Below are 18,263 nucleotides of genomic sequence, written 5' to 3' on the forward strand. Positions count from 1 at the left end.
GTCGCTGTCTCGGTTTCGGCCCAGCCACCTTGGCGGGCCCCAGCTGCACCGTGTACCCACCCTACGATCCGGAGAGTTTCCTGATGAGCGCCACCCGTAAACTGCTGCTGCCGCTGGCCCTGACCCTGGCCATTGCCGCCTGCTCGAAGCCGGCCGACACCGCTGCCCCGGCCGCCGATGCCGCCGCCCCGGCCACCACCGAACAGGCTGCCACCCCGGCCGCCGACGCTGCTGCTGCTGCCCCGGCTGCCGAAGCGATCCAGATCGCCTCGGGCACCTACAAGCTGGACCCGAGCCACACCGACGTGCTGGCCCAGTGGAGCCACTTCGGCTTCTCCAACCCCAGCGCCCACTTCGGCAACGTGGAAGGCACCCTGGTGTACGACGCCGCCGACGTGACCAAGAGCACCGTGGAAGTGAAGCTGCCGCTGAGCGGCCTGAACAGCTTCACCGCCAAGTTCGACGAACACCTGAAGAGCGCCGATTTCTTCGACGCCGCCAAGTTCGCCGATGCCACCTTCAAGAGCACCAAGGTTGAAGCGGCCGGCACCAACAAGCTGACCGTTACCGGCGACCTGACCATCAAGGGCATCACCAAGCCGGTCACCCTGGACGTGACCATCAACGGCGGTGGCGAGCACCCGATGGCCAAGGTGCCGGCGGCGGGCTTCGACGCCACCACCACCCTGAAGCGCAGCGACTTCGGCGTGGGCGCGTACGCCCCGAACGTGAGCGATGAAGTGAAGATCCGCATCACCACCGAAGCCACCGGCGAAAAGCCGGCGGCTTGATGTAACCCGCTCACTCGTCGTGAGAAGGCAGAAGGCCCGCTGAAAAGCGGGCCTTCTTTTTTGGGGGAACCGCTTTGGTAGGTGCCAACCTTGGTTGGCACGCCGGTAATCCCGCAGGCCAACCAAGGTTGGCCACTACCGGGTCATGGCCGCCGGAATTTGCTTTGGCACGCGCGCCATGTCATGGCCACCGTACCCCTGCAATCACCGCTGCGCGATCAACCATGCGGCGCATGCGTCGCTGGGGCTCTGCTTGGCCTTCACGGCCATTCCGCTTACCCGCACGAAGGTCTGCGCGGCCTGCGCCACCACCTGGCGGGCGATCAGTGCGGCCTGCTTGGTGGCGGCCTGCTGCTTGCGCAGCTGCACGATATGCACCGACGGGCGGCCCACCGGTGCGTACTTCTGGTCGCGGCGCAGTACATCGGCCACCTGGGCCACTTCGAATTCGGCCTGCAGGTAGCGGTGCTCGGCATCCAGCAGTTCGCGCAGCGGCGCGCGCAGGGCGGCGGCGTCGGCGAAGGCGGCCAGGGCGGTATCGCAGGCGGTGTCATCAGCGAAACGGGTACGCAGCTTGTCGATGCCGGCCAGGGTCAGTTTGCCCATGGTGGGCCTCACAGGTGCGGGAAAGGAGCGCGATTGTGGCAGAGATCGTGGCGATGCGTTTCTGTAGAGTCGAGCCGTGCTCGACTCCGTCGAACAGCAGTCGAGCATGGCTCGACTCTACAGAACGGCGGGGTCAATCGCCGTCGGTTTCGTCCGGGTGGGCCTTCCAGTAGCCGGTGGAACGAATCCAGTCGCGCGGTACGCCCAGGTGGCCTTCCAGGAACTTGCGCATCATGCGCGCGCGGCGCGATTCGGTGGCGATCCAGTAGAAGGTGTCACCGTCGGGGGCTTCGAAATCGGTGAACTGGTCTTCCAGCAGGGTGCTGGTGGCGGCCGGGAAGCCGTTGCGCTCCAGCCAGTGGATGCGCACGTTCTCGTACTGCGGCAGGTCCTGGCGCTCGTCTTCGTCGCTCACTTCAATCCACGCCTGCACTTCGGCATGTTCGGGCAGCACGTCCAGCCAGCGGGCGATGGCCGGCAGCGCGGTTTCATCGCCAATCAGCACGTAGGCATCGTAGGTGTCGGCCACCACGAACGAGCCGCGCGGGCCGCCGATGGCCAGGGTGTCGCCCGGCTGCGCGCGCTGTGCCCACGGCCCGGCAATGCCCTGGTCGTGCAGCACGAAGTCGATGGCCAGCTCGCCAGTTTCGTGGTCCCACCAGCGCGGGGTGTAATCGCGCGCCGGCGAATGTTCCTTGCCCTCGGGGTAGCGCGGGCCCTCGGCGGTCATGGTGGGCAGCACCATCTCGCCACTGCTGTTGGGGAAGAACAGCTTGATGTGGTCGTCGGCGCCGGGCGAATCGAAGCCAGCCAGGTCGGCACCGCCCAGCACCACGCGACGCATGTGCGGGGTTACGGTTTCGGTGCGCAGCACGGTCAGCTGGCGGAAGCGCACATCCAGGCGCAGTCGCTTGTTTTCATGGTCGGTCATGTCAGTACCTGTAGCGGTAAGGTCGCGCGGGGCGCGCGGCAAAGGGGGAAGACCTGGCGGGCGTCAGTCTGGCTCGGTCGGGGTGATCGGTAGCGGTCCATCGCCCAGCGATCCGTTCAACAACGCGGCGGCGTGCTGCAGGTGGGCGGCCACCTGTTCGGCCTCGCCCTCGCTCCAGCGGCCGTGGTGGCGCACCAGCGCCTGCTTGAACTCGCGCAGGGCCGAAGCCAGCGGTGCCGGCAGCGAGGCCTTGGTGATCTCGCGGGCACGGTCGAACGCGCGGCGCTGGGCCAACCGCACCTGCGGCCGCTGCACCTTCAGTTCGAATTCGCCAGCGGCGGTGATGCGGAACACGCGGCGGCCGTCTTCTTCGTGCGATTCCACCCAGCCGGCCTGCTCGAAGCTGGCCAGCAGCGGGTACATGGTGCCGGCGCTGGGCGTGTAGGCCTGCATGAACAAGCCGCTGATGTGCTGGATCAGCTCGTAGCCGTGGCGCGGCTGTTCGCCAATCAGGGCCAGTACCAGCAGGCGCAGGTCGCCGCGGCTCAGAACGCGCGGCTGGCCATTGCGGCGTGGCACTTCGGGGGATGGGGCCGGGCGGGCCCGCAGGGTAGCGGATCGGCTCATTTCGATATATCGGTAACGAGTGCGCAAACGATATATCGATAAGCCGGACCGGACAAGTCCAGATTCGGGCCAAACCCATGCTGCATTCAGGCCACGGCGGCCCCAACGAGAGAACCCACCGCAAAGCTGCGGTGGGTTCTGGGCGAAGCAGCTGCGGCGCCAGGTGGCGGGCGCCGCAGGGGAAGGGGCTGCCTGCGCCGTGCAGCTTCCCGCCCCGCCTACGGGCAATCCAGAGGCAGTTGCGACATGTTGGCGCTGGTTCATCGCCAGCCGCCAGAACCCCCCTACAACGGCGCAGGCCTTGCCCTACAACGGTCATCGCCAGCGGTAACACTGCGTCCTGCCGATGCACCCAGCGGTGCAGAAGCGACACCGGGGCAGGGGCCTGCCGCCCGCAGGTGCCTGAAAAACCAGACTGTCCGGCGCCGGGACAGCCCGGGACAGGCCTTGCGGACACAGGCCAAACGCCTCCATACGGCAGCGTAGCGAAGTGACGAAAGCCCTTGGTGCGCTACACTTTGCGGTCTAGAAATCTATACAACAGTCGCGCGCGTGCGTGCGGTAATGGGAGCGCTAATGAACTGGTTGAACGAAGTGCTGAACAACGACACCAATCCTGTTGAAACCCAGGAGTGGATCGAGTCGTTGAAGGCCGTCATTGATGTCGAGGGCCCCGAGCGCGCGCATCAGCTGCTGGAAGGCATGGTGGAACTGACCCGTCGTTCGGGTGCGTACCTGCCGTTCTCTCCCACTACCGAATACGTGAACACCATCGAGCCGCAGCTGGAGGCCAAGAGCCCCGGCAATGCCGAGCTGGAATGGCGCATCCGTTCCATCATCCGCTGGAATGCGATGGCCACCGTGGTGCGCGCCAACCGCAAGCCGGGTGACCTGGGCGGCCACATCGCCTCGTTCGCGTCCGGTGCCACCCTGTACGACGTGGGCTTCAACCACTTCTGGCGCGCCCCCAGCGACAGCCACCCGGGCGACCTGCTGTTCATCCAGGGCCACAGCGCCCCGGGCATCTACGCGCGTTCCTTCCTGGAAGGCCGCATCAGCGAAGAGCAGCTGGACAAGTTCCGCATGGAAGTGGACGGCGGCGGTCTGTCGTCGTACCCGCACCCGTGGCTGATGCCCGATTACTGGCAGACCCCCACCGTGTCGATGGGCCTGGGCCCGCTGGCCGCCATCTACCAGGCGCAGTTCATGCGCTACCTGGAAAACCGTGGCCTGATCGAAAAGAGCGACCGCAAGGTGTGGTGCTTCATCGGCGACGGCGAGAGCGACGAGCCGGAAACCCTGGGCGCCATTGCGTTGGCCGGCCGTGAAGGCCTGGACAACCTGATCTTCGTGGTGAACTGCAACCTGCAGCGCCTGGACGGCCCGGTGCGCGGCAACGGCAAGATCATCCAGGAACTGGAAGGCGTGTTCCGTGGCGGCGGCTGGAACGTGATCAAGCTGCTGTGGGGCGGTTACTGGGATGCCCTGCTGGCCAAGGACACCGACGGTGTTCTGAAGAAGCTGATGATGGAAACCGTCGACGGCGAATACCAGAACTGCAAGGCCTTCGGTGGCGCGTATACCCGCGAACACTTCTTCGGCAAGTACCCGGAAACCGCCGCCATGGTGGCCGGTCTTTCCGACGACGACATCTGGCGCCTGAACCGTGGTGGCCACGACCCGCACAAGGTGTACGCCGCCTACCACCAGGCCGTGAACACCAAGGGCATGCCGACCGTCATCCTGGCCAAGACCGTGAAGGGTTACGGCATGGGCAGCGCCGGTGAAGCGCTGAACCCGACCCACCAGACCAAGAAGCTGGACGACGAAGCGGTGCGCCACTTCCGCGACCGCTTCAACATTCCGGTGACCGACGCGCAGCTGGCCGACGGCCAGGTGCCGTTCTACCACCCGGGCCCGGATTCGCCGGAAGTGCAGTACCTGCAGGAACGCCGTGCCGCGCTGGGTGGTTACCTGCCGCAGCGCCGCCGCAAGGCCGAAAAGAGCTTCAACGCACCGAAGCTGGAAACCTACGAGCGCCTGCTGAAGAGCAGCGGCGAGCGCAGTTATTCCACCACCATGGCCTTCGTGCAGAGCCTGAACATCACCCTGCGTGACAAGGAACTGGGCCCGCACATCGTGCCGATCGTGGCCGACGAAGCCCGTACCTTCGGCATGGAAGGCCTGTTCCGCCAGATCGGCATCTACGCGCCGTTCGGCCAGAAGTACAAGCCGGTCGACGCCGACCAGCTGATGTTCTACCGCGAAGACCAGAGCGGCCAGGTGCTGCAGCAGGGTATCAGCGAGCCGGGCGCGATCAGCTCGTGGATGGCCGCCGGTACCAGCTACTCGGTCAGCAACGTGCCGATGCTGCCGTTCTACATCTACTACAGCATGTTCGGCTTCCAGCGCGTGGGCGACATTGCCTGGCAGGCCGCCGACATGCGTACCCGCGGCTTCCTGCTGGGCGGCACCGCCGGCCGCACCACGCTGAACGGTGAAGGCCTGCAGCACGAAGATGGCTTCAGCCATCTGGTGGCCGGTGGCATTCCGAACGTGCGCAGCTACGACCCGACCTTCGGCTTCGAAGTAACGGTGATCCTGCAGCACGGCACCAAGCGCATGATGGAAGACCAGGTAGACGAGTACTACTACCTGACCCTGATGAACGAAAACTACACCCACCCGGAAATGCCGGAAGGTGCAGCCGAAGGCATCGTGAAGGGCATGTACCTGCTGACCGACGCCGGCAAGCCGAAGAAGGGCGAACTGCGCGTGCAGCTGCTGGGTTCGGGCACGATCCTGCGTGAAGTGATTGCCGCCGCCGAGCTGCTGGACAAGGACTTCGGCGTGACCGCCGATATCTGGAGCTGCCCGAGCTTCAACGAACTGCGTCGCGATGGTTTCGACGTGGAACGTGCCAACCGCCTGCACCCCGAAGGTGAGCAGCGCAAGGCCTACGTGACCGAGCTGCTGGACGGCCGCCAGGGCCCGGCGATTGCCGCCACCGATTACGTGCGTGCGTATGCGGACCAGATTCGTGCGTTCGTGCCGATGAGCTACACGGTGCTGGGTACGGATGGTTTTGGCCGTTCGGATACCCGTGCGAACCTGCGTCGCTTCTTCGAGGTTGACCGGTACTACATCGCGCATGCGGCGATTGCGGCGCTGGCCAAGGATGGGAAGATGACGGCTAAGGATGTGGCGCGGGCGATCAAGCAGTACAAGATTGATCCGGAGAAGGCTAACCCTGTTGGGGTTTGATCGAAAGAGTTATCAAGCAGGGCGGCCTATGGGTCGCCCTTCTTTTTGTCTAGAAAATTGAAAAAGCTGCATATGATCTATTCATTTCAGTATGACAAGCGATTCATCAATCTTCTTCCGCTATCCGTCCAAGAGGGTAAAGGATGGAACGTTTTTGCCGCGAGCTCCATGTCACTTCTTATCGGAGCGAACGGCTCTGGAAAAACTGATTTCCTTTCCAGGCTATGTGCTGCCGTCCAAGATGGGGACCACTCCGTAGTTGATGCCAACGGAGAGCTGGACGCGCATGGAGTTATATACTTCACGCCAGCCCCGCTGGCCAGATCTAGATTCCCTAGGAATGGGAAACGAATTAAAGTGATCGACGCAGGACGAAAGCGATCGGTCCTCAGTCATGACGTGGTAAGAGAGCTATCCCGCGAGTTTCGGTTCTCAAGTTCAATGGTGGCAAAATTGACCGTGCCGTTGGATCGAGGTCTCGATGCGCTGGTTGCGGCGGTTATGGAGTCACCAAAGGAGGTTAGCGCGGAGCTCTTCGATAATCTTGGTTTGGATTTTAAAAATTATTGGATTGCTTCTCAGAAATGGCGTAGTGAAGGAAGTGCTGAGAGGGCGGGGGTGAAACAGCGTCAGCAAGATATGTTGAGCGCTCAGGGGGCCTTTCGCGTGTCGATTCGAAGGTTTCTTCGCAGGAACTTTGGTGCGAACGGCTCGAACGCGTTACTGGCCGTTCTAGCTTTCGACGCTGTGAATAGGCGCGGGCGTCCGGCTATGGCAAGGAAATTCTTGAGAGAAATCGAAAGAGGCAGTTTTAAGTTCGATTGGATGGGCGATCGTTTGAGAGATTTTTTGCATCTTTTCGAAAGTCTCGGAGCCAAGATTGCGCGCGCAGGGGTCCCAGTCAGTAGTCCGTTGCAAGATCGCCTCGCTGCAGAGTTCGGGGATATCATCACATTTGAGATCGCCGGCCTAAGTTCTGGCGCAGAGGCGCTCGTATGGCAGTTCTTCGAACTACGTTGCGCGATTGACGAGCTTCACGCGAATGGCGTCAGGGCGTTGCTGGTGATGATTGACGAAGGTGACGCGTTCCTCCACATAGCCTGGCAGCAAAAGTACATTGAATTCCTGAATAAGTTCATCTCTCGGGAAGGGAAGAAGTTCGATTCACTTCAGGTTATTGTTGCGTCTCACTCGCCAGTTCTGATGTCGGATTTTCCTAAGGATTTTGTAATAAGCCTGGGGGGTGAAGATAATGATGGTTGCCAGAGATGTTTCGGTGCCCCTCTGGAAATGATTATAGAGAGCACTGCCGGCGCGGGGACCGTTGGTGCGTTCGCTGCAAAAAAAATGAAGCAGCTGATTGAACGGAATGGTTTCTCAGATAAGGATAAATACTTGATTGGTCAGATTGATGATCCGATTGTCCGATCATTCTTGATGAGGCGAAGTAGTGATAATATCGATTAAGGATGCTTGGTCCGACAAGGTGGTTGAGTATCATCGGGATTATGTTCTTGGGATAATTAATAAAGCCTCAAAAGTTGATGGTTCTTGGGGGGCGAAGTATGTTGCAGAGTTCGTCGCAAGGAACGAAGTTGCAATGTCGGTTGGAGGTGTGCCGGATATAAAGAATGCTATTGATGATTTTCAGAATGTCGTCGAAGGCAGGTCAGAAAAGGTAATTGATAACATTAATAAAACAATATCTCGAATTATGAGTTACTCTTCCTTCTGCGATAAGGGCAGGTTGGGTTGGAATGCATACCTGCTGTGTAAAGACTTCAAGTACGTCATGTGCCCATATTGTCAGCAATCGCTGGCCATAACTGTATTCAGGGGTAAATCTGGAGCGTACCGTCCAACCTTGGATCACTTCTATCCAAAGCATAAGTTCCCATTCTTGGCGCTCTCGCTTTACAATCTGATTCCATCATGTCAGTCATGTAATAGCTCGTTAAAAGCCGCGCAAGACTTCTCCGAAAATGAGCACCTGCATCCATACGAAAGCGAAGAGTCGATCTCTTTCGAAATTGATGTTGGACAATACGTGCGCAGTCGGGCTGAAGGCGAGAAGAAGTGGGAGCTTAGAGTGGTGTGTGATGCAGATGGTCCAGCTGGCAATTCAGTCAATACCTTTGCCGTAAGAGAGCGCTACGAGATGGTCCGATCCTTCGTTGATCGATTTGCTGCTAGCTCTTATATCAGGTTTAGTGTGAATAAAGAAAAGTACAGGGAGTTATTTTCGGAGGAGCATATACAAGACCATCTTGATGAATTTATGGGCTTCAGTCCAGGTCGTTATAGAGATGAGTTCATGGGAAAGATGAAGCTTGATCTCTACGAATTGATTAAAGGATATCGTCCGTAGTCTACGTCGCGCAGGCTGCTTTTCGCGCCTTCTGGAGACTTCAATGGTTGATGTTGTATCAAAGTCGAAGCGAACGATGATGATGGCGGGAATTCGGGGTAAGAATACTCGACCAGAGCTTGCCGTAAGAAAATTTCTGCATGCCAGGGGCTTCCGCTATCGACTTCATAGCAATCAGCTTGTAGGTTCTCCTGACATCGTGTTGGCGCGTTACAAAGTGGCGATCTTCGTCCACGGGTGCTTCTGGCATCGCCACATCGGATGCAGATACGCAACAACTCCGGCGACTAGGCCGGAGTTTTGGTTGGAGAAACTTGAAAAGAATAGGGCGCGTGATCAACGCGCGAAAATAGAGCTAATTCGTGCTGGGTGGCGAGTGGCCGTTGTTTGGGAATGCAGCCTGAGAAAGGGGCCAAACTCTGCCTTGTCGGCGTTGGTGGAATTTATACAGAGCGAACGGGTTACTCAGGAATTCTCTTCGAATCAGTCGCCAAGTACAGAATAGACCACATCCGCAATCTGCGTTGCCATCCAAGGCGGGACTGCGTTCCCAACTTGCCTGAACTGAGCTCCGCGCGATCCCTCAAAGAAGTAGTTGTCAGGGAAAGTCTGGAGTCTGGCCGCCTCTCGCACAGACAGGCTTCTCAACTGTGACGGGTCTGGATGAATGAAATAATGGCCATCTTTCTGAAGGTGGCTCGTTACCGTTGAACTTGCCTCATCCCTGCGCTGGACCTTAAAACGGTCAACGAACTTCCCGCTTGTCCAGTTCTCATGATCTGGATGCATGCGTTCCGGGAACTCGCCAGCACCTCGTGGCGACCGCCCATGAACTTTCGTGAAAGCCGAGGCATAGCCGTAGCGAACGAGATCCATCCACATGTGTGGGCGTACCTCATGATTCAAGATATGGCCAAGTCGCTCGTCAAGCAGCCAGGGCTTTAGATGCGCGGGCACATTGTTAACCGATGCCGTCCACGGCCTAGCTCTGCCGCCCGCACCAGCATCCGAAGCAGGCACAATTTTCGCTTGGGTGCGCAGTTCAGCTGAAACCTTTGCATCGTCAGACAATTCTGCCGCACGCAGCAAAATCTCCTTGGCTGCATTGGGCCAGCTATCGAAATCGATATTGGTGATGCCGCTTCTGAGAGGAGGCATCCCGCCAATGACTTCGCCCACACTGTATTTGGCCGGCGCGCGATTAATCTGGCGTAGCGAGGAAACGTCAACGTCCTCCCGGACACCGAAAAGAACCACTCGATGCCGTGCCTGAGGAACACCAAGCTCCTCGGCCCTCAGAATGTACCTGCGTCCATCGTCGTCATCGAACAGACCACTCTGATCCTCTACCAGAGGGATAATTCGGTAGCGCGGGCCGTTCCGACCACCAGGAGCTCGAAGGTCCCCGAGAATGCGCGGGAACATCAGCTCACCGCCCACCTTCGAGGAGAGAATGCCTTTGACGTTCTCCATTACAAATGCAGCGGGTGAGTACTTCTTGATGATCTTCAAGTAGTGCTGGTACAGGAAGTGGCGCGGATCTTCCTCGGCCCTGTAGCCCACTACGCCACGGTTTCTGGCGCGTCCGACCAAGGAGTACGCCTGGCAGGGCGGTCCACCAATCAGAACCCACGGGTCTTCCTGCGACGCAACTTCGCGAATGCGAGCATGAAGCACCTTGTCGTCTTCGGGATCACCGAGCTTCAACTGCCTCGCCTCATGGCAGGCATTCTCCCACTCAGTCCTGGTCGCGTCCGTCCAAGGTTGGTCTACCCGTCCTGCCACATAGTCGTAATAGCTATCCGGCACCTTGTGGGGCGCGAATTGACGATAGAACGCGCGAAGTCGAAGCGTCTTGGCTGCATTGACCTCCATTTCGGCCGAAATGGCGATCTTGAACGGGCGTGACTTCGAAGAGCGGGAAGGGGTGTAAGCGGAGAACCCTTCGCCCAGCCCACCGGGGCCTGCGAAGATGTCGACGACTGGGATGTGCATGCCTTGCTTCACAATTATAAATAGGGGCGCAGATGCGCCCCTCTAATGCCGCCAGGATGTCATGCCCTGGGGCACTTTTCAATAAGAATCAGACCACTTCGGTCACTTGGGCCGCTGCGTCCTTGAACACGCTCGCAACGGTGTCAGCGAGCTCATGATCTTCCAGTACGCCAAGATCAACGATCTGGTACCTGAGGCGTAGGAGCTTGATGGCGCAGCGCATGATGTCTTCCATGTCACCCTTGGCCTCACTTGCTGCCGCTTGGGCCCAACCGTGAGCGATAGCCTTGGCAAGTACCGGATTTCCGCCAATCAGTGGACGCTCAAAGATAGCTACATGGGCGTCTTCTGTCAGAGCTCTCAGCAAGCACCAGCGATCAACGCCGGCCTCGGGCCCCAGATCGAGTGCAGACGCTCGCATGTAGAGCCGCTGCAGAGCGTTACGTACCCCGCCACTGAATCGCTCTTGAGACTTGCTCTCGAATCGCCAGCGCACAACGTCGGGCAGCAATACAGTTGTCAGATAGGCCCAAACGTCATCCCGCAACCCTTCGCCACTTGCCAGTGAGCTAAACGACGCAAGGGCAATGGCCGCGTCACGATCGAACTTGGCGCGCCCGGTCTGCCCCGCCAAGGTAGGGAACCCGCACCCTTCCGCAGCCTTGCGAATAGTCGCGGCGATCTCTTCAGCAACACGCTGCTCTCTGACTCCCCCACTTGCTGCAAAGCTCGATAGGGAGGCGTGGTCGTTCAAAAAGGCTACGGCATCGTCGGACGAGTAATCGGTGCCGAGCTCCCCCATCAGGCGACTGACGCCCAGGCGGGACAATCTGGGGAGAAGAATGGTGGTCATGCGGTCTGCTCTCCGACGTCCGCGGATGCAATCAGTGCAGCGTTAAATGCGCCAGGGTCACTCTCGAGCAATCGGACGATACCTGCCAGCCCGCCTTCATTGGGGAACGCCTGACTGAGCCAGTGATTCGCCACCGCGCCAACGGAACCTTCCTCGAACGCTTCGAGATCCAAGTCCTTGCCGTGGCGCAGGAGAATGGTCGAGCACATGTGTGAGGCGACGCCGCCAAGCACCGCCTGGATAGTTGCGCGATCACCCAACAGGAACTTCTCAAGGAACTTCTCCTCGTCAGAGTTGACGTAGAGAACGACCTTCGAGGAAAAGTCGCCGGAAAGATCCTCTGGCCGCCATTCAACATACCAAGGTGCATGCTCATGCGGCTTGCCGGCGAAGGCAGCTCCAAAGCCGATGGCGGAGACCGGGAATCGGGAAGACCCTCCGTCTTCGATCAGTACATCGCGACTGTTCTCCCACAAGCGCGACCCTTTCAGCGCCGGTGAAAGTGGCGTTGCTTCAGCGGACGGCGCGGTCAACGCAATCGTCAAACGCATGACCAGCTGAGAGGACAGCGTGCTGCCTGGAACAGATACCTCTAGAACGGCTGATGGGTTTTGCTTGGAGAGTGGAAGTGCCTGTGCATACTGAACTTGCCTGGGCAACTGCCCTTGTCCTGTTCCAATCAGAAGCTGCGCGGATGCCAGCCAATCTCCCTCTCCAAACTGAAGCGAATTCGACGCGAAGTCCCAATCGATCTGAACACTCCCCCGTACGACCAAGTCGCGAGCGTAGTCCCAGTCGGCCAGGACTTCAGGTGCAGGAAGAAGTGGAGCGTTGGGGTCTCCCACAAACCAGCCACTGAACTGGACCGCTTCATCGGGAATTCTTAGGTACGGATACGCAATTCTGCTCATGCCGCCTCCTCACTAAGTACTCGGACTGCGACAGTCACAGCAGCGCCCTTCACCATTCGAACAACCGCGGTAACCTCCCCGCTCAATAGCCCGACGTCGAGGATCTGATCCTTGCTGATCAGGTCATGGGCCTCCAGTGAAACGCTGTGTAGTCTTGGAAGCAGATTCGAGGGTACGTCCTCTGCACTGACTCCATTGCCATCAGCGACCAGCTTCGGCTCGACGATGAGTGTGAGCGGTCCTTGGCTGCCGTCATTGGTTAGATCAACCCTGAACGTCGCAAGAGCCGCGCCGTCCTGAGCAAGAGAGAGTCCAATCATCTCGGGGGACGATAGCCGGACGCCCTTCTTGGGTGATGGACCACCGCGCCTGGATACTTCAGGTTTGCCAGCGCCACGGGCGCTTGTAGGCGAGAGAAAGCGCCCCATCTGCCCGGCAGTTGCCGCGAGGCTGGGGGACGCAGGGTCCGCTGACCGGCTGAGCGACTTGGTAGGCACAAATGTATCGGCATGGTTCTTAAGCTGCCGCATGCCCACTCGAACCATCGTCTGCTGCTTTCCCTTCGGTAGATTGTCCGGTGCCCAGTCATCGTGGGTTGGCGGTTCCGCCTGAGCGAAGGCTTCCTCGACCTCCGAATCGGCCGAACACACAAAAACTCCTGCCCATTCATGCAAGGAGTCCGGATAGGCAGCGCCGCGCAAGTACTTCACTACCAATTCGACAGGGCGCATCAAAGCAATGTGTGATGCACCTGCCAGGATGTCTTCACCATTGAAAGAAGACAGTGGATGCCTCTGCGCCGCGACCCCCGGGGCAAATGCGAGCTTGCCCAATGCCTTTGCAGGGCGCTGAGATCGAATCTCCTTCAAGGAACCAGCATTGGAACGAACATCAGCGAGTGCGCGGCAGAAGAGGTCCAGTGGCGGGAAAGCCTCAGGCGCTGGAACATCCAACGGCTGGCCGTCAATCTCGATGCTGACCGTCAGGCGGCGGTCAGCAGGGGTCGTCTCCGACATTCTTGGCCAGAAGTTCAGGAGCACGCACGTAATCAGCTCACGGCCCAGCTCCTGGGTGGAAGAGACTTCAAGCTCGGGATCGACGATAACGATCGAGGTCCCGCTATCAGCCTCGGATCGAGAGAACATCCCCAGCTCGCCACTCAAGGCGAGCGCGTCTTCTCCGGTCGCGGGAGCCACGCTGTCGCTCCCTGCGGGTATGCCCCACCAGTGGCGCCCCGTGAAACGCCGAATGCCAGTTCCGACGCTTGCGTCGAAAGCCTCTCCCAAGTGGCAGGCCATAACACGGCGAACCGGCTCTCCCTCACTGAAAGTTTGGCTATCAACCAGGACAAGTGAGCACGAACTCATTGCATAGAGCGAGCTCTTTCCATAACCGTAGGTGCCGCCACCTTGATGGCTGTCTCGTGCTGCCCCAACGTTCTTGAGGAAATTGACGAAGTTAGCCCGCTCCTCTCCTGACGGCGCGACATCGGCCTCCACAGGGCCAGAAAGGCCCACCGTACCAAAGTCGGCAATCTCCAAAACCCAAAGTTCGGGCTTCTGCAAAGAGTCGCTGAGAATGTGCTTGGATGGACCGCCGGCGGGCATTTGAGCCAATACTGAGTTCGACAGGGCGTTCCGCTCAGTGTCCCTCAACTTTCGCAGGCGAACACGTGCCTCAGGAGATCGTCCCGGCAGAGTTGCGTCAATCACATTCTGGAGGCTCTCGCGCACCAATGTCTGAAGGAGATTGAGGTTGGGTCTGCCCAACAGCCGCTTGAATCCTTCTCCCGCAAGGTTCCCATTCTTTGAGAAGGGTTCGCTGTACAGCTCAAGTTTCATGAGAAGACTGCCTCGTAGACGTGTTCATGCTGAGTGCTCGGTACCAACTGGTCCGTGGCTGTTCCCAAGTCAATCGTGTATTGCACATCGCCAACGCCGGCCGGCACTTGGCCACTTGGCAGCAGGCTCGTGGTGAGTCTTGGGAAGTTGTCAGAGACTGAGTAAAGCCTGATGGCCTCCAAGGTGGTGCGCAGAGCGTTCCACCCCGGAGCCTTGTAGTCCTGGCAGCCCATCGATGCCAAACGACTGACAATGGCATCTTCCTGAACTCCCGATTCGATCAACTCTTTGCAAAGCTCTTCTACATAAACATTGCCGGCTGCAGACCTTTCCAGCACCACGTGAGCCAGCCAAAGCGGGGTGTCAGTGGGCGGAGAGAGCTGTTCGAGCCCATGGATGTGCACAGTTGAGCTCTGCAGAAAGGCGGTGGACTTGACCTCCAATGCGCCCCTTGGACCTCGAAAGTCGTGTCGTTGACCCAAGGGTCCGGTCCAGTAGTCAACTGCCAGCGCGCTTCGCCTTACACCCTCTCGAAGAACCACAAGCTCGCCGAGCAAGCCGAGCACCGTACTCACGTCAACCGGAGCTTGAGACTCCTCTGCGAATAGAATTCGAAAATCTCTGATGCAAGACGCGACGGCGGCTAGCGGAGGTAGGCCTTCAGCGATTCGTGAAACGATTTGAGTGCAGAGATCGCCGAAAAGACTCTCCAGTCGCCGCTCGCGGAGACCAATGTCGATGTAGAGCGACCAACTGTCACTCAGCGACAGCCGCGTGATAGATACATCAACGCTAGGTCCACCAAGCTTTCGTACATCAGAGGCCGAGCCTCCAGCTGACACTGGAATCAGCAGTCTCGGGGCTGCGTCAGGTGTGAGTGCATAGCGAACTGCGCCAAACCCGGAGTCAACCCCTGTGGCCACCGTTGCGACGTCTACCCCGTCTCTCCGCTGCGTGCTGCTGCGAAGTGACAGCCAGTGCTCGTGGGCAGTATCACGCATCCTGCGCCTGCTCTGTGTTGCCTGCTTCTCGATCCTCCAGCTGGTCCGGCGTAGGGACGTTCAGTTCCACGCTGAAGTAACGACCGGTTCGGTCAATGCGCCCAGGGAACACGAACCCGAGGCCGATGAGGTCGCCCTTGGCGTTCAGTGCTACGCGATGATCGCCGGCCCTGCTCGGTTCAGAGACACTGTCTATCGGGTACACCAAGAGAAGAGGGGTATCGGAGCGATAGCTCTTTAGCTTCTCCCACCCATCGGTTGATTGAGCCTCAGAATCCTCAACGTCAGCGAGCACATCTTGCTTCGACATAAGAGCCTTGATGTCGGCATAGTCGGATGACTCGGGCAATCTAGAACGAATGACCGGTCCGATGTCACTCAGACCACCCAGATGCACTCGACGTTCAGCCCTACTCGAGCTCACAATCGCGACATTCCAGAACGGCATGCGGCTGGCAGATCCATCAATGTAGGTCAGCAACATCTCCTTGGTGAGATTCAGCTGTTTGTCGCACATGCTGTAGTTGGCGAGGAACTTTCGTACTACGGTGCCGGGAACATCCATGAAGACGTTCTCCTTTATCCGCGAGTACTTCCCGGCAATGAGCTGATCAACAAGTGTCGCCGCGGCGTTCCAGTTCTTGGAAACTACATCTGCGTCAGTGTGGTCAAAGCGAGTGGTTTGCTCGTGCTTTCCGTCGAAGCTGATACTGGTCCTGATTGCATGCCGCATCTTCGCCGCTGATGTGATCGCAAGTCCCGGAATTGACCGAACCCTTACTGCGAAGTCCAAGGGAGAAACCTCCGCCGAACGATAGGTGGAAATCTCCTTCCGGATTTCCTCCTCTACCTGTGCCAGAGCTCGGAAGTTTGATATCAGGTCTTGGGTCGTCCAGAGCCGGGGGAGATCCTCGTATCCCTTTCTGAACCCAAACCAGCGCCCCATTTGTAGCAACGTGTCGTACTGGCGAGAGGTACGCAGGAAGAAGGAAACCGAGAGTCCCTCAAGGGTAAGTCCACGCGCCAGGACCGATCCGCCCACGACAATGTAGGTCTTGGCTTCGCCAGTGAAGTCCAGACGTTCGAGGCTCTCACCGTTCTCAACAACGAGTTCCAAGGCTTCTAGAACCTCGGCGAGGAGGGGTTTGAGCGTACTGTCCAAGAGAGTTGAGTCGCTCTGCTCACTCAGAGGGCTTCTCACAATCTCCTCTGAGAAAACTTGTCGCACCAAGAGTCCGGCGCTCCCCGAGAGCGATTCAATACAGGGCCGATTAGCTGCGAGCCAAGCGCTAATGGCATCAGCCATGCTGTCGTGCTGTGCAATGTATGCGGAGGTGTGCACGAGCATCGTCATGTGCTCGCTCTGCTGCCCTCGCGCGCGGCGAATGGCGCAGGTGATCAGGAACCAGACAATCGCCCTCTGCAGCTCAGGCGTCACAGCGGGCGTGAACGTCTTATGGCCGTTCTTTCCCTTGGGAACAAGCTGATCGACCTCTTCCGCCGGAATGGATCGGAACATGTCCCGTCCGAAGTCGACCGCATCGTCGTCGGCAGACGCGTCGGCCTCACCAAAGACCTCAAGTGTACCGAAGTAGCCCTTGGGACGAGGCAGCGCGGTAATGAAATCCTCTGGATAAAGATCGTCCAGTTTATCTGCGCGAACTGGGAACGGATTGATAAATACATTTGCAAACGGCGTCGCGGTGTATCCGACGTACGAGACGCAAGGCAGCGCTGCAATCAGCCTGCGGATCGCCTCGTTGATCCGAGTCATCTCTTCATCATCGGCGCCGGAATTCACGGATGCCTGGTCGCATTCGTCATCGATGATCAGTGCCTTGAGCTTTCGCTTGATTGGCCGAGCCGTATTAGTCACAGTCTCGAGCAATTTCTCGAGGCGCGTAGATTCCTTTTTAATCACGGCCAGCTGAGCGCCGCCCTTGTGCGGCATCACAAACTGACCGTTTGGTGGCCTGACAAAGTCGCCGTTGTCTTCCGCGGTGGTGTACTTCTGCCACAGAGTGCCGTGCCTATTCACGACGTCCGCTTCGATACGGCGCTGAGTCTGCGCCCGAAGCTTGTTGGTTACACCGCCAAGAAGAATGATCAGGTTGTAGCCAGCATCCACGGCCTTGGCGATGACAGCAGTCATGTTTGCAGTCTTGCCGGACTGGACATACCCGACGACCAGTCCTCGACATCTGAACTCATCCTCAGCTGGATTCGCGAGCAGGGAGACGATCTCGGAGGATGATTCATCCAGCGATTCGGACGCGTCCTTCCATTTCTTGACTTCGCGAAGATAGTTTAGAAGCGCAGGCCAGTGCCTATCGTGTTCCGTCGGACCGTTATACCAAGTCGGCCGTGGCTTGATGAGTGAATTCTTGCGCAGAATTTCAACATTCTGGAACGACGATCGGACCAACTCGATAGCAGCTTGGAAGTTGGCATCCATCTGTTCTGGGAACGAGCCCATTACAGTTTCGAGGGCCTGCCGCGCCGCCGCCGCGGCTGCGTCCAAAGTGTCATAACTTGGGAGCTTCTCACGGATGATCGTGGAGAGGGCTTCTACTTGTGTGTTCAAGTCGGCATCCTGCGCGTTCGTAAACCGGGGGCGACGACAGGCATCGAGCCGAATGCGCCCCCTGCGACATCCATGCCCTCTGGGAGGGTCGTGAGACTGTGACCCATGTCGCTGATTGTTTACGACAAAATCTGTCCATGCAACCACCATTTGGTCGCACTCCGCTCAGATCGCTGCCGATCCCCGGGTGCCTCGCTACCGATCAAGATACAGGGGACAGGGTTGCCGTGGCGCGACCAGGAGCGATGAACTGGCGGCCACCAAGAGCCGTCATCGGCGCGGCTGCGTAAAGATTGATCAGCGCCAAGCGATGCCGGGCAATGAGGTGTGCCGGAGGCGCCTCGAAGGGAGCGTATATTGGTGCCCCCTGAGCGTGCGGGCAGTGGCTACGGGCGTGCGGCCATTCTGGCCAGTCAGGGAGCCGCTAGGAATTGCTGCTGGGAAGCTTGGAGCGTAGCAAGGGCGCCCCCGGTACGGTGCCGGGAGCGCGC

At 58.9% G+C, this 18,263-nt stretch carries 14 protein-coding genes; 5 read left to right on the forward strand and 9 right to left on the reverse strand.

Annotated features, from left to right (window positions below; translation table 11 throughout):
- Positions 1–83: 83 nt before the first annotated feature.
- The gene (locus C1932_RS02050; RefSeq protein WP_108751972.1) at positions 84–791 is read left to right on the forward strand and encodes a YceI family protein; all 708 of its coding nucleotides are present in this window, start codon (positions 84–86) and stop codon (positions 789–791) included.
- Between the two features lie 204 nt (positions 792–995).
- Here the strand turns inward: C1932_RS02050 and C1932_RS02055 are convergent, their stop codons facing one another.
- The 3 genes from C1932_RS02055 to C1932_RS02065 all read right to left on the reverse strand — a co-directional run bounded on the left by C1932_RS02055 (position 996) and on the right by C1932_RS02065 (position 2,955).
- Positions 996–1,397 (reverse strand): hypothetical protein, encoded by a 402-nt coding sequence (locus C1932_RS02055; RefSeq protein WP_108751973.1) that lies wholly within the window; start codon positions 1,395–1,397, stop codon positions 996–998.
- Positions 1,398–1,530: 133 nt separating this feature from the next.
- Entirely contained in the window at positions 1,531–2,328 is a 798-nt protein-coding gene (locus tag C1932_RS02060) for a siderophore-interacting protein (RefSeq protein WP_108755226.1), read from the reverse strand.
- Positions 2,329–2,391: 63 nt separating this feature from the next.
- Entirely contained in the window at positions 2,392–2,955 is a 564-nt protein-coding gene (locus C1932_RS02065; protein WP_108755227.1) for a PadR family transcriptional regulator, read from the reverse strand.
- Positions 2,956–3,531: 576 nt separating this feature from the next.
- Here C1932_RS02065 and aceE point away from each other — a divergent pair.
- From aceE to C1932_RS02080, 4 genes are all read left to right on the forward strand, one after another.
- Positions 3,532–6,219: a pyruvate dehydrogenase (acetyl-transferring), homodimeric type gene (aceE, locus tag C1932_RS02070; RefSeq protein WP_108761051.1), complete on the forward strand. Its 2,688-nt coding sequence runs from the start codon at positions 3,532–3,534 to the stop codon at positions 6,217–6,219.
- A 72-nt stretch (positions 6,220–6,291) separates the two neighbouring features.
- On the forward strand, positions 6,292–7,686 hold the full coding sequence (locus tag C1932_RS19765; RefSeq protein ID WP_159094478.1) for a hypothetical protein: 1,395 nt from the start codon (positions 6,292–6,294) through the stop codon (positions 7,684–7,686).
- Positions 7,670–8,587 carry an HNH endonuclease gene (locus C1932_RS19770; protein ID WP_159094479.1) on the forward strand — a complete coding sequence of 306 codons (918 nt, stop codon included), beginning with the start codon at positions 7,670–7,672 and terminating at the stop codon, positions 8,585–8,587. The genes C1932_RS19765 and C1932_RS19770 overlap by 17 nt, the downstream gene beginning before the upstream one ends.
- Before the next feature lie 43 nt (positions 8,588–8,630).
- Positions 8,631–9,092: a very short patch repair endonuclease gene (locus C1932_RS02080; protein WP_108761053.1), complete on the forward strand. Its 462-nt coding sequence runs from the start codon at positions 8,631–8,633 to the stop codon at positions 9,090–9,092.
- Here the strand turns inward: C1932_RS02080 and dcm are convergent.
- The 6 genes from dcm to C1932_RS02110 form a co-directional block, all read right to left on the reverse strand.
- The gene (gene dcm, locus C1932_RS02085; RefSeq protein ID WP_108761054.1) at positions 9,071–10,582 is read right to left on the reverse strand and encodes a DNA (cytosine-5-)-methyltransferase; all 1,512 of its coding nucleotides are present in this window, start codon (positions 10,580–10,582) and stop codon (positions 9,071–9,073) included. The genes C1932_RS02080 and dcm overlap by 22 nt on opposite strands.
- Before the next feature lie 88 nt (positions 10,583–10,670).
- Entirely contained in the window at positions 10,671–11,435 is a 765-nt protein-coding gene (locus C1932_RS02090) for a hypothetical protein (protein ID WP_108761055.1), read from the reverse strand.
- Positions 11,432–12,346 (reverse strand): hypothetical protein, encoded by a 915-nt coding sequence (locus C1932_RS19775; protein WP_159094480.1) that lies wholly within the window; start codon positions 12,344–12,346, stop codon positions 11,432–11,434. Before C1932_RS19775 ends, C1932_RS02090 begins: the two co-directional genes overlap by 4 nt.
- The gene (locus C1932_RS02100) at positions 12,343–14,187 is read right to left on the reverse strand and encodes a hypothetical protein (RefSeq protein WP_159094481.1); all 1,845 of its coding nucleotides are present in this window, start codon (positions 14,185–14,187) and stop codon (positions 12,343–12,345) included. The genes C1932_RS19775 and C1932_RS02100 overlap by 4 nt, the downstream gene beginning before the upstream one ends.
- Positions 14,184–15,188, reverse strand: a complete 1,005-nt coding sequence (locus tag C1932_RS02105; protein WP_108761058.1) for a PD-(D/E)XK motif protein — start codon at positions 15,186–15,188, stop codon at positions 14,184–14,186. The genes C1932_RS02100 and C1932_RS02105 overlap by 4 nt, the downstream gene beginning before the upstream one ends.
- Positions 15,181–17,772 (reverse strand): Z1 domain-containing protein, encoded by a 2,592-nt coding sequence (locus C1932_RS02110; protein ID WP_199911997.1) that lies wholly within the window; start codon positions 17,770–17,772, stop codon positions 15,181–15,183. Before C1932_RS02110 ends, C1932_RS02105 begins: the two co-directional genes overlap by 8 nt.
- Positions 17,773–18,263 lie beyond the last annotated feature (491 nt).

The organism is Stenotrophomonas sp. YAU14D1_LEIMI4_1 (assembly GCF_003086815.1).
Taxonomy (GTDB): Bacteria; Pseudomonadota; Gammaproteobacteria; order Xanthomonadales; family Xanthomonadaceae; genus Stenotrophomonas.

Excerpts from the sequence above, each read along its gene's own strand:
- C1932_RS02060 (WP_108755226.1), bottom strand. The coding sequence starts at position 2,328 with ATGACCGACCATGAAAACAAGCGACTGCGCCTGGATGTGCGCTTCCGC.
- dcm (WP_108761054.1), bottom strand. The coding sequence starts at position 10,582 with ATGCACATCCCAGTCGTCGACATCTTCGCAGGCCCCGGTGGGCTGGGC.
- C1932_RS02055 (WP_108751973.1), bottom strand. The coding sequence starts at position 1,397 with ATGGGCAAACTGACCCTGGCCGGCATCGACAAGCTGCGTACCCGTTTC.
- C1932_RS02100 (WP_159094481.1), bottom strand. The coding sequence starts at position 14,187 with ATGAAACTTGAGCTGTACAGCGAACCCTTCTCAAAGAATGGGAACCTT.
- C1932_RS02050 (WP_108751972.1), top strand. The coding sequence starts at position 84 with ATGAGCGCCACCCGTAAACTGCTGCTGCCGCTGGCCCTGACCCTGGCC.
- C1932_RS02090 (WP_108761055.1), bottom strand. The coding sequence starts at position 11,435 with ATGACCACCATTCTTCTCCCCAGATTGTCCCGCCTGGGCGTCAGTCGC.
- C1932_RS02105 (WP_108761058.1), bottom strand. The coding sequence starts at position 15,188 with ATGCGTGATACTGCCCACGAGCACTGGCTGTCACTTCGCAGCAGCACG.
- C1932_RS02080 (WP_108761053.1), top strand. The coding sequence starts at position 8,631 with ATGGTTGATGTTGTATCAAAGTCGAAGCGAACGATGATGATGGCGGGA.
- C1932_RS02065 (WP_108755227.1), bottom strand. The coding sequence starts at position 2,955 with ATGAGCCGATCCGCTACCCTGCGGGCCCGCCCGGCCCCATCCCCCGAA.
- C1932_RS19775 (WP_159094480.1), bottom strand. The coding sequence starts at position 12,346 with ATGAGCAGAATTGCGTATCCGTACCTAAGAATTCCCGATGAAGCGGTC.
- aceE (WP_108761051.1), top strand. The coding sequence starts at position 3,532 with ATGAACTGGTTGAACGAAGTGCTGAACAACGACACCAATCCTGTTGAA.
- C1932_RS19765 (WP_159094478.1), top strand. The coding sequence starts at position 6,292 with ATGATCTATTCATTTCAGTATGACAAGCGATTCATCAATCTTCTTCCG.